This is a genomic window from Arthrobacter sp. MDT2-34-1, from assembly GCF_059091365.1.
In genome coordinates this window covers 933,197-946,223 of sequence record NZ_JBNHGO010000001.1, presented here as the reverse complement: position 1 = coordinate 946,223, position 13,027 = coordinate 933,197, and the positions used below count along the sequence as shown (strand labels likewise).

The window sequence follows — 13,027 nt, the reverse complement described above, 5'->3', positions numbered from 1 at the left end:
CACCAGTCTGTCATATGCCTGCCCCACCTCCTAACCGGAGGAAGGCCCGGAGCGGTCAGCGCAGGGCCGCCGTGATGGAGGCCTTGGCCTGCTCCAGCACGGTCCTGATGGTCTGCACGGCGACTTCGTCCACGGTGCCGGCCGCGGTCCGCCGGCGCAAGTGCACCCTCACGTCGTCGCGGAAATCGTTGAGCAGGTGTTCCAGTTCCTTCACCGTGCGCTGTCCGGCGGCCTCGGCCGCCCGCGGCGACTTCCGGGCGTTGGTGCGGGCGGCCTCGGCCGAGGCGGCAAGGTCGGCCCGCAGCCCCTTCATTGAACTGCGCAGTTCCTCCCGCAGTTCGTCCGCGAGCCGCCGCACCGAGGCAGAGATGTCGGCTTCGACTCCGGCCAGCTCTTCCCGGCGGGCAGCCAGCTCCGCCCGCCCGGCGTCGGTGATGCTGTACACCGTGCGCCGGCCATCGGAGGAGGTGATCACCAGCCCTTCCTCCTCAAGTTTGGCCAGCCTGGGGTAGACGGTGCCCGCGCTGGGGGAGTAGGTGCCGCCGAACCGGTCGCTGAGGGCACGGATGATGTCATAACCATGCTTGTCGCCCTCCGCCACCAGCGCGAGCAGGTAGAGCCGCAAGGCGCCGTGCGCGAAGACCGGAGTCATCAACCGACCTGGCTTCCGGCGTTGTCCCGGTGGAAGACCGCCAAGGTGCCCGAAACCGTGGTGGAGCGGATAGTGAGCCCGGGTCCTTCCGGCCCGATCCGGGTTTTCACCTTCTCGGAGAGTCCGAAAAACTTCTGGTCGTTCACCGTGATGCTGCCGGTGGCCGAGGAAGCAGCCACGTCCACCCCGCATTCCTCCGGTACGCGCACGGTAACGTCGCCGGAGACGGAATTGACGGCCAAGTCCTCCGGGGCGCCGTGCAAATCGAAACCCAGGTCGCCGCTGACCGTGCTGGCGCGGATATGGCCCAGGAAGCCCGAGGCGGTGATTTCGCCGGAGACGCTCTTGGCCACCAGATTCCCGCTGTGCTCGCGGACGATGATTTCGCCGCTGACCGTATTGACGGTGAGCATGCCGGCCGTGTCGTCCGCCATCATGGACCCGGTGACCGTGCTGACATCCGCCCCGGCCGCGGTGCCACACACCAGGCCGTCGCCACTGACAGTGGCGGCCTTAATGGGCAGATCCCGGGGAACGCCAATACTGATCACCGCTTCGTCCCGGGCTCCGGGAAGCACCAGGTTGACGCGGCGGGCGAGGAAACCCAGCGGGCCGTCGCCGGCCTTGCCGTGGCTGATCTCCAGCGTGCCGTTGCGCAGGGTCATCTCCAGGGGCGATCCGGCGACCTCGGAGACCTCCACGCGGACCGTCGGCTCCTCATGGACGATGATGTCCAGCCGCCCCTTCACGATGGATGCCCGCAGCGAACGGACATCGTCGACGTCGATCGTCCGGGGGCCGTCGATGCTCCACGTATCGTTCATGGCCTGTCCTGCCTCTGGCGATAAACCGCTCTAAACGCGATATATCTTGTGATGCAGGACACGGTATATCGCGACTGCCGCGACCGCAAGGGCCGGAACCGCGTCCTTAAAGCGGAACGGCGGGACCGGAGCGTTTTCCGGTCCCGCCGAGGCGGTGTTCAGGGCCTGCACGGCACGCCCGTGTCCTGCGCGCCCGCTCAGAAAGGCTCGGGGAGGTCCAGCCACGGGTACCACCCGCGGTGCAGCACCAGCCAGGCCAGCAGCCCGTAGCCCGCTTGGCCGGGGGCCCCTCCGTTGCTGGCCAGGTCGGTGCGCCACTGCTCGTGGTTCAACAGCGGCGTGAACGTGTCGACGAAGACGTGCTTGCGCCGGGTGGTGACATCGCCGAAGGCGGTGGACAGCTCGGCCAGTTGGATGTTGCGGTCCGGGTCCAGTCCCGGCGGCGGGCCGACGACGAAGACCTTGACGCTCAGCTGCGCCGCTCCGTCGAGGATGTTCGCCAGGTTGAGCCGGCTGCGAGCAGTGGACAATCCGAGCTCGAGATCGCGGCCGGACAGCCCGATGACGAGCCGGTTTTCGAAGCCGTCATCGAAACGCCGTCCGGCTTCCTGCAGCCAGCGGCCGGCCAGTTCCTCCGTTCCTTCGTTGGGCGAGGCCAGCACGAAGGATTCCAGGGTGGCTGGGTCCGGGTTGGTCCGGGCCAAGGTGCGGCCGAGCCAGCCGAGGGCGCGCGGGTCGCCCACACCGGCCAGCAGTTGATCACCCACGGCGGCGATCCTGATTCTGCGTTGCTCCACGGGTAGCTTTCTGGTTCGACGGATGGGAAGCGGGCTTAAACGAAAGTGGGCGGGGCGCCCTGCGGCACCCCGCCCGCCATCTTACTTAGCGGCGTTCAAAGGCCTTCTTGACCAGGACATCCTGCTCCGCGGCGTGGCGCTTGGCCGAGCCGGTGGAGGTGGCAGCGGAGGCCGGGCGGGAAACCAGGCGCAGCTGACGGTCCAGGGCGTCGGGCAGGTACAGGCCCATGAAGGGCCACGGGCCCTGGTTGGCCGGTTCGTCCTGTGCCCAGACGATTTCCGCGTTCGGGTACTTGGCGAGTTCCGCCTTGATCTCGTCAACCGGCAGCGGGTAGAGCTGTTCCACCCGGACGAGCGCCGTCTTGGTGTCGGAGTTCTTCTGGCGCGCGGCCAGCAGGTCGTAGTAGAGCCGGCCGGAGACCAGCACCACACGGTCGACATCCCGGCCGTTGAGGTCCTGAACGTCCCCGATGACCGGCTGGAACGTGCCGCTGGTGAAGTCCTCCACCTTGGCCGCGGCAGCCTTCAGCCGCAGCAGCTGCTTCGGGGTGAAGATGATCAACGGCTTGCGCGGACGGTTGTAGGCCTGCCGGCGCAGCAGGTGGAAGTGCGAGGCCGGGGTGGTCGGGTTGGCCACGATCATGTTGTCCTCGGCGCACATCTGCAGGAACCGCTCGATCCGGGCCGACGAGTGGTCCGGACCCTGGCCTTCATAGCCGTGCGGCAGCAGCAGCACCAGCGACGACCGCTGGCCCCACTTCTGCTCTGCCGAGGAGAGGAACTCGTCGATCACCGTCTGGGCACCGTTGACGAAGTCGCCGAACTGGGCCTCCCACAGCACCAGTGCGTCCGGGCGCTCGACCGAGTAGCCGTATTCGAAGCCCATGGCCGCGTACTCGGACAGCAGCGAATCGTAGATCCACAGCTTGGCCTGGTCGTCGGACAGGTGGCTCAGCGGCGCCCACTCTTCGCCGGTGACGCGGTCGTGGAAGACCGCGTGCCGCTGCACGAAGGTGCCGCGGCGGGAGTCCTGGCCGGCAAGGCGTACCGGCACCCCTTCCATCAGCAGCGAGCCGAAGGCCGCGAGTTCGCCGAAGCCCCAGTCGATGTTGCCCTCGCGGGACATCTGCTCGCGGCGCTCCAGCAGCGCCTTCAGTTTCGGGTGGACGGAGAAGCCCTCCGGTACTTCCACGTGCGCCTTGCCGATCCGGGCCATCATCTCGGCGGACACGGCGGTGCCGGCGGGCACATCGGCCCTGTCCTCGGTCTGCTGGGAGAGCGGGCGCTCCAGGTCGGACACGGCGGCGGAGTCCTTGGTGATGACCGGGATCGGCGAGGTCTGCGCCGCATGCGTCTCGGCGAAGACCCGCTCCAGCCGTTCCTGGTAGTCGCGCAGGGCCTGGTCGGCTTCGTCCTGGGTGATGTCGCCGCGGCCCACCAGGGCCTCCGTGTACAGCTTGCGGGTGGAGCGCTTGGCTTCGATGAGGTTGTACATCATCGGCTGCGTCATCGAGGGATCGTCGCCCTCGTTGTGTCCGCGGCGGCGGTAGCAGACCATGTCGATGACGACGTCCTTGTGGAAGCGCTGGCGGTACTCGTAGGCCAGCTGCCCCACGCGGACCACGGCCTCGGGGTCGTCGCCGTTCACGTGGAAGACCGGCGCCTGGATCATCTTGGCCACGTCGGTGGAGTACACCGAGGACCGCGAGGCGTGCGGCGACGTGGTGAAGCCGACCTGGTTATTGACCACGATGTGCACGGTGCCGCCGGTGCGGTAGCCGCGCAGCTGCGACAGGTTCAAGGTCTCTGCCACTACGCCCTGGCCGGCGAAGGCCGCGTCTCCGTGGATGATGATCGGCAGCACCGGGAACTCGTCGCCCTTGTCCAGCCGGTCCTGCTTGGCGCGGGCAATGCCCTCGAGCACCGGGTCGACGGCCTCCAGATGGGAAGGGTTGGCGGCAAGGTAGACCTTGGTCTCGTTGCCGTTGTCGGAGGTGAACTTCCCTTCCGTGCCCAGGTGGTACTTCACGTCGCCGGAGCCTTGGACGCTGCGCGGGTCCTGGGTGCCCTCGAACTCGCGGAAGACCTGTGCGTAAGTCTTGCCGGCGATGTTGGTGAGCACGTTCAGCCGGCCGCGGTGGGCCATGCCGATGGCCACTTCGTCCAGGCCGTCGTCGGCGGCGTCGGAGATCACGGCATCAAGCAGCGGGATCAGGGATTCCCCGCCTTCCAGCGAGAAGCGTTTCTGGCCCACGAACTTGGTCTGCAGGAAGGTCTCGAACGCCTCGGCCGCGTTGAGCTTGCCCAGGATGCGCAACTGCTCCTCGCGGCTGGGCTTGGCGTACTCGCGCTCCAGTTCGTTCTGGAACCACTCCCGCTCGGCCGGGTTCTGGATGTGCATGTATTCGATGCCGGTGGTGCGGCAGTAGGCATCACGCAGCACGCCCAGGATGTCGCGCAGCTTCAGGCGGTCCTTGCCGCCGAATCCGCCGGTGACCCATTCGCGGTCCAGGTCCCAGAGGGTCAGACCGTACGTGTTGATGTCCAGGTCCGGGTGCTTGCGCTGGACGTACTCCAGCGGGTTGGTGTCCGCCATCAGGTGGCCGCGGACGCGGTAGGCGTGCACCAGTTGCTGGATGCGGGCCACCTTGTTGACCTGCAGGTCGACGTCCACCTGGTTGTCCGGGCGCCAGCGGACCGGCTCGTACGGGATGCGCAGCGCTTCGAAGATCTCGTCGTAGAAGCCCTGTTCGCCCAGCAACAGCGATTCGATCAGGCGCAGGAACTCGCCCGAGCCGGCGCCCTGGATGACCCGGTGGTCGTAGGTGGAGGTGAGCGTGATGATCTTGCCGACGCCCTGCGCGGCGATCGTCCGTTCGCTGGCGCCGCGGAACTCGGCGGGGTACTCGAGGGCACCGACGCCCACGATGGTGGCCTGGCCCTTGGACAGCCGGGGGACGGAGTGCACCGTGCCGATGCCGCCCGGGTTGGTCAGCGAAACCGTGGTGCCGGCGTAGTCGTCGGCGGTGAGCTTCCCGGCGCGGGCCCGCTTGATCAGGTCCTCGTAGGTGTGCCAGAACTCGGAGAAGTTCATGGTTTCGGCGCGCTTGATGTTCGGCACCACCAGCAGGCGGGTTCCGTCCGGCTTGGGCATGTCGATCGCGATGCCGAAGTTGACGTGGGCCGGCTGGACAGCGGCGGGCTTGCCGTCGATCTCGGCGTAGTGGACGTTTTGGCTGGGGAACTGGCCCAGCGCCTTGACCACGGCGTAGCCGATGAGGTGGGTGAAGGAGACCTTGCCGCCGCGGGCGCGGGCCAGGTTGGAATTGATCACCAGGCGGTTGTCGATCAGCAGCTTGGCGGGAACCGCGCGCACCGTCGTCGCGGTCGGCACGCTCAGGCTGGCGTCCATGTTGGTGGCAATGGCCTTGGCCGGGCCGCGCAGCACGGAGACGGTGTCTTCTTCGGCCAGTGCGCTGGGCGCGGATTTGGGCAACTGGGCGGGGATCGGGGCAGGCTTCGCCTCGGCCTTCTCGGCCGGCTCGGCCTTCGCCGCCGGCTTGGCGGGGGCGGCGGAGCTGTTGGTGGAGGTGTTGGGGGCCGGCTCATTGTCGGCGGGAATCGGCTTGGTTCCGGCCTGCTCCGTGGCCGTGCTCTCGCCCGAGGCCTGGGGTGCGGTGTTAGCCGCGGCGGGGCGGGAAGGCGCGGGGGCGCCCGCCGGGGAAGCTGCAGTGTCTTTCGGGCTGCCGTCGCCGCCGTTGGCCGCCTCGAAGATGCTCCACCATTTCTTGTCCACGGAATTCTTGTCTTGGAGGTACTGCTCGTAGATTTCGTCAACGAGCCATTCGTTACCGCCGAATTCCTCGGGTAGACGAAGGTTGGGATGCTCTGGCACTTGTGATACGCCTCTTCCGTGAATTGCCGCTTGCCCTGCAGATCACGCGCTTCCCTTGGCTGCCTTCCGAACCTGCCGGCCAGCAGCGGAATTGCGAGTGCGCATCTGCCGCGCACTAGATCTGGACCAGTTGCCAGTCTAATGACACTTTCCCAACGCAGGCTAATCTTTAGCGTTTAAGCGGGGGAACTTCGTGCCGATTCGTCCCGCGGCCCGGCGGCCCTAGACTTTCAGGGGAGCCGGGAAGTATGCAGGCGGCCGGGCCGCCCTCCGTGCGCGGCCCCGGCAGCGCGCGGACACAACGGATCCGGACCCCTGGCCCGCAGCCACACCTACCCGACCGGCCGCCGCGCCACCTGGCCGCCCCGGCCTGCACGGCGACGAGGAAAGAGAGCAGCCATGCGCCTGATCAACGAGCCGATGACCGACTTGACCTATTCGGACGTTTTCCTGGTGCCGTCGCGCTCGGATATCACGTCGAGGCTGGATGTGGACCTGTCAGCCGGCGACGGCACCGGGAGCACCATTCCCCTGGTCGTGGCGAACATGACCGCCGTCAGCGGCCGCCGCATGGCGGAGACGATGGCGCGGCGCGGCGGGCTGGCCGTGCTGCCGCAGGACGTCCCGCTGAACGTGCTGTCAGAGGTCACCGGGTGGATCAAGGACCGCCACATCGTTTTCGAAACGCCGTTGGAGCTGACCGCGGGCAACACCGTGATCGATGCCGTGCACCTGATGGACAAACGCGCGCACGGCGCGGTTGCGGTGGTGGACGACGCCGGCAAGTGCGTGGGCGTGGTGCGCGCCGAGGACTGTGAGGGCGTGGACCGCTACTCGTCGCTGGAGTCGGTGATGGCGGCCCACCCGCTGCTGCTGGATGCCTCCATGTTCGACGCCGGGGCGGACACCGCGCTGCGGCAGGCCTTCGACCTGTTCGACTCGGCCTCGGCGTCCTTTGCGCCGGTCGTGGACGACGACGGCGTGCTGGTCGGCGCGCTCACCCGTGCCGGCGCGCTCCGCTCGACCATCTACACCCCCACGCTGGATCCGCAGGGCCGCCTGAAGGTAGCCGCCGCCGTCGGGATCAATGGCGACGTCCGCGCCAAGGCCGAGGCGCTGCTGCAGGCCGGGGTGGACGTCCTGGTGGTTGATACAGCCCACGGGCACCAGCGCAAGATGTTCGACGCCCTCGAAGCGGTCCGCAGCCTGGACCCGCAGGTTCCGGTGGTCGCCGGCAACGTGGTCAGCGCCGACGGCGTGCGCGACCTGGTCGAAGCCGGCGCGGACATCGTCAAGGTCGGCGTGGGACCCGGCGCCATGTGCACCACCCGCATGATGACGGCCGTGGGCCGGCCGCAGTTCTCCGCCGTGCAGGAATGCGCGGAGGCGGCCCGGGAGCTCGGCGCCCACGTGTGGGCCGACGGCGGGGTCCGCTATCCGCGGGATGTCGCCCTGGCGCTGGCGGCCGGGGCCAGCCAGGTGATGATCGGTTCCTGGTTCGCCGGAACGCACGAAAGCCCGGGAGACCTGCTCACGGACAGCAACGGCCGCAAGTACAAGGAAAGCTTTGGCATGGCGTCGGCCCGCGCCGTCCAAAACCGGACCCGGCGGGAGGACGCCTTTGAGCGGGCCCGCAAGGCGCTCTTCGAAGAAGGCATTTCGTCCTCCAAGATGTACCTGGACCCGCTGCGCCCCGGCGTCGAGGACCTGCTGGACGGGATCACCGCCGGCCTGCGCAGCTCGCTGACCTACGCCGGCGCACAGAACCTGGTGCAGTTCCGCGAACGCGCCATCGTGGGCGTGCAGTCGGCCGCCGGTTACGAGGAAGGCCGTCCGCTGCCGGAGAGCTGGTAGGACTGCCGCCGGTACGCCGGCGGCAGAACGGCCGCCTGGGACTGCCCCCGGCGTAACCCCGCCTGCTACGCTATTGCCCATAATGGACAGCTATTCTAGGAGCCGGTCCGTGACGCACCCCGCAGGGCAGGCAGCATGCCGGACCGCGGGAGCACAGGCAGCCCAACAGGGCACCGCGTGCGAGGCGTCACCCAGCACCGGCAAATCCCGTGCACGCGCCCGTCACACACTTGCCGCCCGCGCGGCCGGTCAGGAGCCTCCTAGTCCGGGCTCGGACGACCCCCCTCCGATTCCCTCCGACCGCCTGAAGTTTGGGGCGGTGGCGCACTAAATGGAATGGATCCAAATCACCGCCGGCATGCTGCTGATCCTCGGCACCGGCTTTTTTGTCGCCGTGGAATTCGCCCTGGTGGCCCTTGACCAGCCCACCGTGCAGCGCGCCATCGACAACGGCGACCGCGGTGCAGTGCCGCTGATGAAATGCCTGAAGTCCCTCTCCACCCAACTCTCCAGCTGCCAGCTCGGCATCACCCTCACCACGCTGCTGACCGGTTTCCTGATGGAACCGGCCATCAGTTCGCTGCTGCGTCCGCCGCTGACCGCGCTGGGCCTGGCCGAGGCCGTCATCCAGCCGGTGGGCGCGGTGATCGCCATGGTGATCGCCACCCTCCTGTCCATGCTGCTGGGCGAACTCGTGCCGAAGAACGCGTCCATCGCCTTGCCCATGGCGGTCGGCAAGTTGGTGGCCCGGCCGCAACTGATCTTCACCGCGGTGTTTAAGCCGTTCGTGCTGCTGCTCAACGGCTTCGCCAACAAGGTGCTGCACCTGTTCGGGCTGGAGGCCAAAGAAGAGCTGTCCGGCGCCCGCACGCCCTCCGAGCTGGCATCGCTGGTACGCCGCTCCGCGGAAATGGGCACCCTGGATGCCGGGACCGCGAACTTCCTCGCCAAGACCTTGTCTTTCTCCGGCAGGACCGCGGCCGACGTGATGACGCCGCGCATCCGGGTGGAGTTCATCGACGCAGACCAGACCGTTGCCGACCTCATCGCCGCGGCCCGCCGCACCGGCTACTCCCGGTTCCCGGTGCTCGGCGATTCCCCGGACGACGTCCGCGGCGTCGCGCACATCAAGAAGGCGATCGGGGTGCCGCGCAAGAAGCGTCCGCACCTGCCCGTGGGCGCCATCATGGCCGACGTGCTGCGGGTGCCCGAGACGGTGCACCTGGATTCGCTGCTGTCGGAGCTGAGGGCTGCAAACCTACAGTTCGCCGTGGTGCTCGACGAGTACGGCGGCACCGCCGGCGTGGTCACGCTGGAGGACCTGGTGGAAGAGATCGTGGGCGAAGTCGCCGACGAGCACGACCGGGTGAAGCCCGGCGTGCTGCAGAGCGCCGCCGGAAACTGGTATTTCCCCGGCCTGATGCGTCCGGACGAGGTCAGCGAGCAAATCCCGCAGCTGACCGTGCCCGACGGGGCCAGCTACGAAACGGTCGGCGGCTTCATCATGGCGCAGCTGGGCAGGATTGCGGTGGTGGGGGACACCGTGGCCGTGGAGGGCGGCACGCTGGAAGTCGAGCGGCTGGACGGACGGCGGGTGGACCGCGTCCGTTTCATCCCGAGTCCGGCAACCGGTGCGGTGCTGCCTGAGGCCGGCACCGCGGGCGGTGCGCTCTGATGGCCGCCATGGGAATTTTCTGGCTGGTAGTGCTGCTGCTCGCCAACGCGTTCTTCGTCGGCGCCGAATTCGCCGTCATGTCCGCCCGCCGCAGCCAGATCGAGCCGCTGGCCGACAGCGGCTCCAAGCGCGCCAAGACCACGCTCTGGGCCATGGAGCACGTCTCCCTGATGCTGGCCTGCGCGCAGCTCGGCATCACCGTGTGTTCGCTGCTGATCCTGAACGTGGCCGAGCCGGCGATCAAGGAACTGCTGTTGCTGCCGCTGGAGGGCTGGCTGGGCATTCCGCACGAGATCTCCTACGGCATTTCGTTCGCCGTGGCGCTGCTGCTGGTGACGTTCCTGCACGTGACCTTCGGCGAAATGGTGCCGAAGAACATGTCCGTGTCCATGGCAGACAAGGCTGCGCTGCTGCTGGCGCCGCCGCTGGTGGCGGTCTCCAAGGTGGTGCGGCCGGTGATCTCCACCCTGAACTGGACCGCGAACCACTTGCTGCGGGCCGTGCGGATCGAGCCGAAGGACGAGGTCTCTTCCACCTTTACGCTGGAGGAAGTCCAGTCCATTGTGCAGGAATCCACCAGGCACGGGCTGGTCGACGACGACGCCGGACTGATTTCCAGTTCGCTGGAGTTCTCGGCCGTGACCGCCGCCGCCGTGATGGTGCCGCTTGATGAACTGGTGACCATCGGCGTCGACACCACGCCGGAGCAGTTCGAGCGCGCGGTGGGGCGGACCGGGTTCTCCCGGTTTGCCGTGGCCGATGCCAACGACAACCTCACCGGGTACCTGCACCTCAAAGACGTGATGACCATCCCGGAGGACCGGCTCAACAAGACGATTCCGGTCACCAAGGTCCGCACCCTGGCCAACCTGGCGCTTGATGACGAAATCGAGGACGCGCTCGCCGTCATGCAGCGCACCGGATCGCACCTTGCCCGCGTGCTGGGGTCCGACGGCACCACGCACGGCGTGCTGTTCCTCGAGGACGTGCTGGAAGTGCTGGTGGGCGAGATCCGCGACGAAACGCAAGCCCAGGGACTGCGCCGGACCGGCGAATAGCCCTCGCGTGGCGCGGGGCGGCAGGACCGCCCCGCGCCACGCGCCGGTCCCGGGCCGGGTCAGCCCACGCGCCGCGCGCCAGTCCCGGGGCGGGCGCGGCCGCCCCGTGCGCACCCCCAAGTCCGGCGCCGGGCGCGGCCGCTCCGTGCCGCACCGCCAGTCCCGCGCCGGGGCGCGTCCGCCGCGCGCGCCGGAGGCCTTCTCCTGGCCGGGCGAGTCTGCCCGGGGCTGCCCGGCCTGCCGCGCTTGCCTGTGCGCCCCGGACAGTGCGCCTCCCACTGGCCGCGCCCGCCAGGGCGAATGCGAACGATTCGCAACTGCGCTAAGCTGAAAACTCTTATTGTTACTGATTCTCATTATGAGTAGAACCGAGGTTTGCCCGTGAGGCACTCACGAACCGTTCCTGCACTGGCCGGGCTGGCCGCCGCCGCCCTGCTGCTGTCCGGCTGCGCCGCTGCAGGGGGAGAGACCGAGGGTGACGGCAAGCTGAGCGTGGTCGCTTCCACCAATGTCTACGGTGATGTCGCCCAAACCATCGGCGGCGAGCACGTCGAGGTCACCTCGATCATCGACCGGATGGCCCAGGATCCACACTCCTATGAGGCAACGGCGCGGGACAAACTTGCGATCTCCCAGGCCGACCTGCTGCTGGAAAACGGTGGGGGCTATGACACCTTCATGCACACGCTGGCGGACGAGACCGGCGTCGACCACGAGTACCTCATCACTGCGGTGGAGCTGTCGCCGCTGTCCGGTGCAGAAGGCGCCGACGCGGGGCACACCGAGGGCGCCGACGCGGGGCACACGGAGGACGGCGGCCACGCGGACCACAGCCACGGCGGCCTTAATGAACACGTTTGGTACGACCTGCCCACCATGGCCGCGATTGCAGATGCCATCGCGGAGAAGCTCTCGGCCCTTGACCCGGAGCAGGCCGAAACGTTCCGGGCCAATGCCGAGCAGTTCCGCGCCGGAATTGACGGCCTCCAGAGCGACATGGACGAACTCGCCGCCACGGCGAGCGGGGAAGCCGTCGCGGCCACCGATCCGGTGCCGTTGCACTTCTTCGATGCGCTGGGACTCGAGAACAAGACCCCGGCAAGCTTCATGGAGGCGGCCGAGGAAGGCAGCGACGCCGCGCCGGCAGCCCTGAGGGAGGCCGAGGCGTTGATCACCGAGGGATCGGTACGGTTTGTCGCCTATAACGAACAGACCGAAGGCCCGCAGACCCAAGGCTTGCGCAAATTGGCGGAAAAAGCGGGCATTGACGTCCTCAACTTCACCGAGACGCTGCCGCCTGACCAGGACTACCTGACCTGGATGGCGGAGAACCTGGAATCCGTGGACCAGGCGCTGGGCGCGTGACCGGACAGAACGCCGCGCCGTGGTTAACTGAGTCAGTCCAAGCCGGACGCCGCAAGTGCCCCCACATCCCCGGTGCGCACCGCGCGGCACGGAAGCTTCAAGGAAGACTGCCATGACCCCCGCCGTCCGCTTGCAGGGCGCCTCGCTGTCCTTCGGCCAGCGCGTGCTGTGGCATGACCTCGACCTGACCATCAACCCGGGCGAGTTCTTCGCGGTGCTGGGTCCCAACGGCTCCGGCAAGACGAGTTTCCTGCGCGTATTGCTTGGCCTGCAGCCGCTGAGCAGTGGGACGGCCGAGGTCAACGGACGGCCGCTGGAACGCGGCAGCCGGGACATCGGCTATATTCCCCAACAAAAGACCTTCGCTCCGGAGACCCCGCTGCGTGCGCGCGATCTGGTGGGCCTGGGTCTGGACGGGCACCGGTGGGGCATTCGGCTGAACGGCCGCAGGCATCGCCGGCGGGTGGACGAACTGCTGGAGATGGTGGGCGCCTCCGGTTACGCGGAGGCCCCGGTCGGGCAGCTGTCCGGCGGCGAGCAACAGCGTCTGCGGGCGGCCCAAGCGCTGGCCTCCGACCCCCAGGTGCTGCTCTGCGACGAGCCTTTGCTCTCGCTGGACCTGCACCACCAGCAGGCCGTGAGCTCCATGATCAACAGGCAATGCCATGAAAGGAACAGCGCGGTCGTCTTCGTCACGCACGAAATCAACCCGATCATCGACTATGTGGACCGGGTGCTCTACCTGGCCGGCGGCCAGTTCCGGGTTGGCACGCCGAAAGAAGTGATGACCACCGAGGTGCTGTCGCACATGTACAACAGCCACGTCGAGGTCATCCACAACCGGGGCCGGATCATCGTGGTGGGGCTTCCCGACGCGACCACCCACCACCACGGCGAGGTGGTGTAG

Annotated in this window: 9 protein-coding genes; 5 read left to right on the top strand and 4 right to left on the bottom strand. The window is 67.9% G+C overall.

All coding sequences use genetic code 11. The features are described from left to right. Positions 1–55: 55 nt before the first annotated feature. The 4 genes from AC5RVV_RS04315 to AC5RVV_RS04300 form a co-directional block, all read right to left on the bottom strand. A complete protein-coding gene (locus AC5RVV_RS04315) occupies positions 56–652 on the bottom strand; it encodes a PadR family transcriptional regulator (RefSeq protein WP_494000158.1) in 597 nt (198 codons plus the stop codon). Further along, entirely contained in the window at positions 652–1,476 is an 825-nt protein-coding gene (locus tag AC5RVV_RS04310) for a DUF4097 family beta strand repeat-containing protein (protein WP_494000157.1), read from the bottom strand. Before AC5RVV_RS04310 ends, AC5RVV_RS04315 begins: the two co-directional genes overlap by 1 nt. Positions 1,477–1,673: 197 nt before the next feature. Further along, positions 1,674–2,273: a GDSL-type esterase/lipase family protein gene (locus tag AC5RVV_RS04305; RefSeq protein WP_494000156.1), complete on the bottom strand. Its 600-nt coding sequence runs from the start codon at positions 2,271–2,273 to the stop codon at positions 1,674–1,676. Positions 2,274–2,358: 85 nt separating this feature from the next. Beyond that, positions 2,359–6,168 (bottom strand): multifunctional oxoglutarate decarboxylase/oxoglutarate dehydrogenase thiamine pyrophosphate-binding subunit/dihydrolipoyllysine-residue succinyltransferase subunit, encoded by a 3,810-nt coding sequence (locus AC5RVV_RS04300; protein ID WP_494000155.1) that lies wholly within the window; start codon positions 6,166–6,168, stop codon positions 2,359–2,361. A 399-nt stretch (positions 6,169–6,567) separates the two neighbouring features. On the opposite strand from AC5RVV_RS04300, the gene guaB1 reads away from it, so the two are divergent. From guaB1 to AC5RVV_RS04275, 5 genes are all read left to right on the top strand, one after another. Further along, positions 6,568–8,022 (top strand): GMP reductase, encoded by a 1,455-nt coding sequence (gene guaB1 / locus AC5RVV_RS04295; protein ID WP_494000154.1) that lies wholly within the window; start codon positions 6,568–6,570, stop codon positions 8,020–8,022. A 331-nt stretch (positions 8,023–8,353) separates the two neighbouring features. After that, positions 8,354–9,697: a hemolysin family protein gene (locus AC5RVV_RS04290; protein ID WP_494000153.1), complete on the top strand. Its 1,344-nt coding sequence runs from the start codon at positions 8,354–8,356 to the stop codon at positions 9,695–9,697. Positions 9,698–9,705: 8 nt separating this feature from the next. After that, positions 9,706–10,755, top strand: coding sequence for a hemolysin family protein (locus tag AC5RVV_RS04285; protein ID WP_494000152.1), 1,050 nt, complete (start codon positions 9,706–9,708; stop codon positions 10,753–10,755). Between the two features lie 381 nt (positions 10,756–11,136). Continuing rightward, positions 11,137–12,120, top strand: coding sequence for a metal ABC transporter solute-binding protein, Zn/Mn family (locus AC5RVV_RS04280; protein WP_494000151.1), 984 nt, complete (start codon positions 11,137–11,139; stop codon positions 12,118–12,120). Between the two features lie 112 nt (positions 12,121–12,232). Continuing rightward, positions 12,233–13,027: a metal ABC transporter ATP-binding protein gene (locus AC5RVV_RS04275; RefSeq protein ID WP_494000150.1), complete on the top strand. Its 795-nt coding sequence runs from the start codon at positions 12,233–12,235 to the stop codon at positions 13,025–13,027.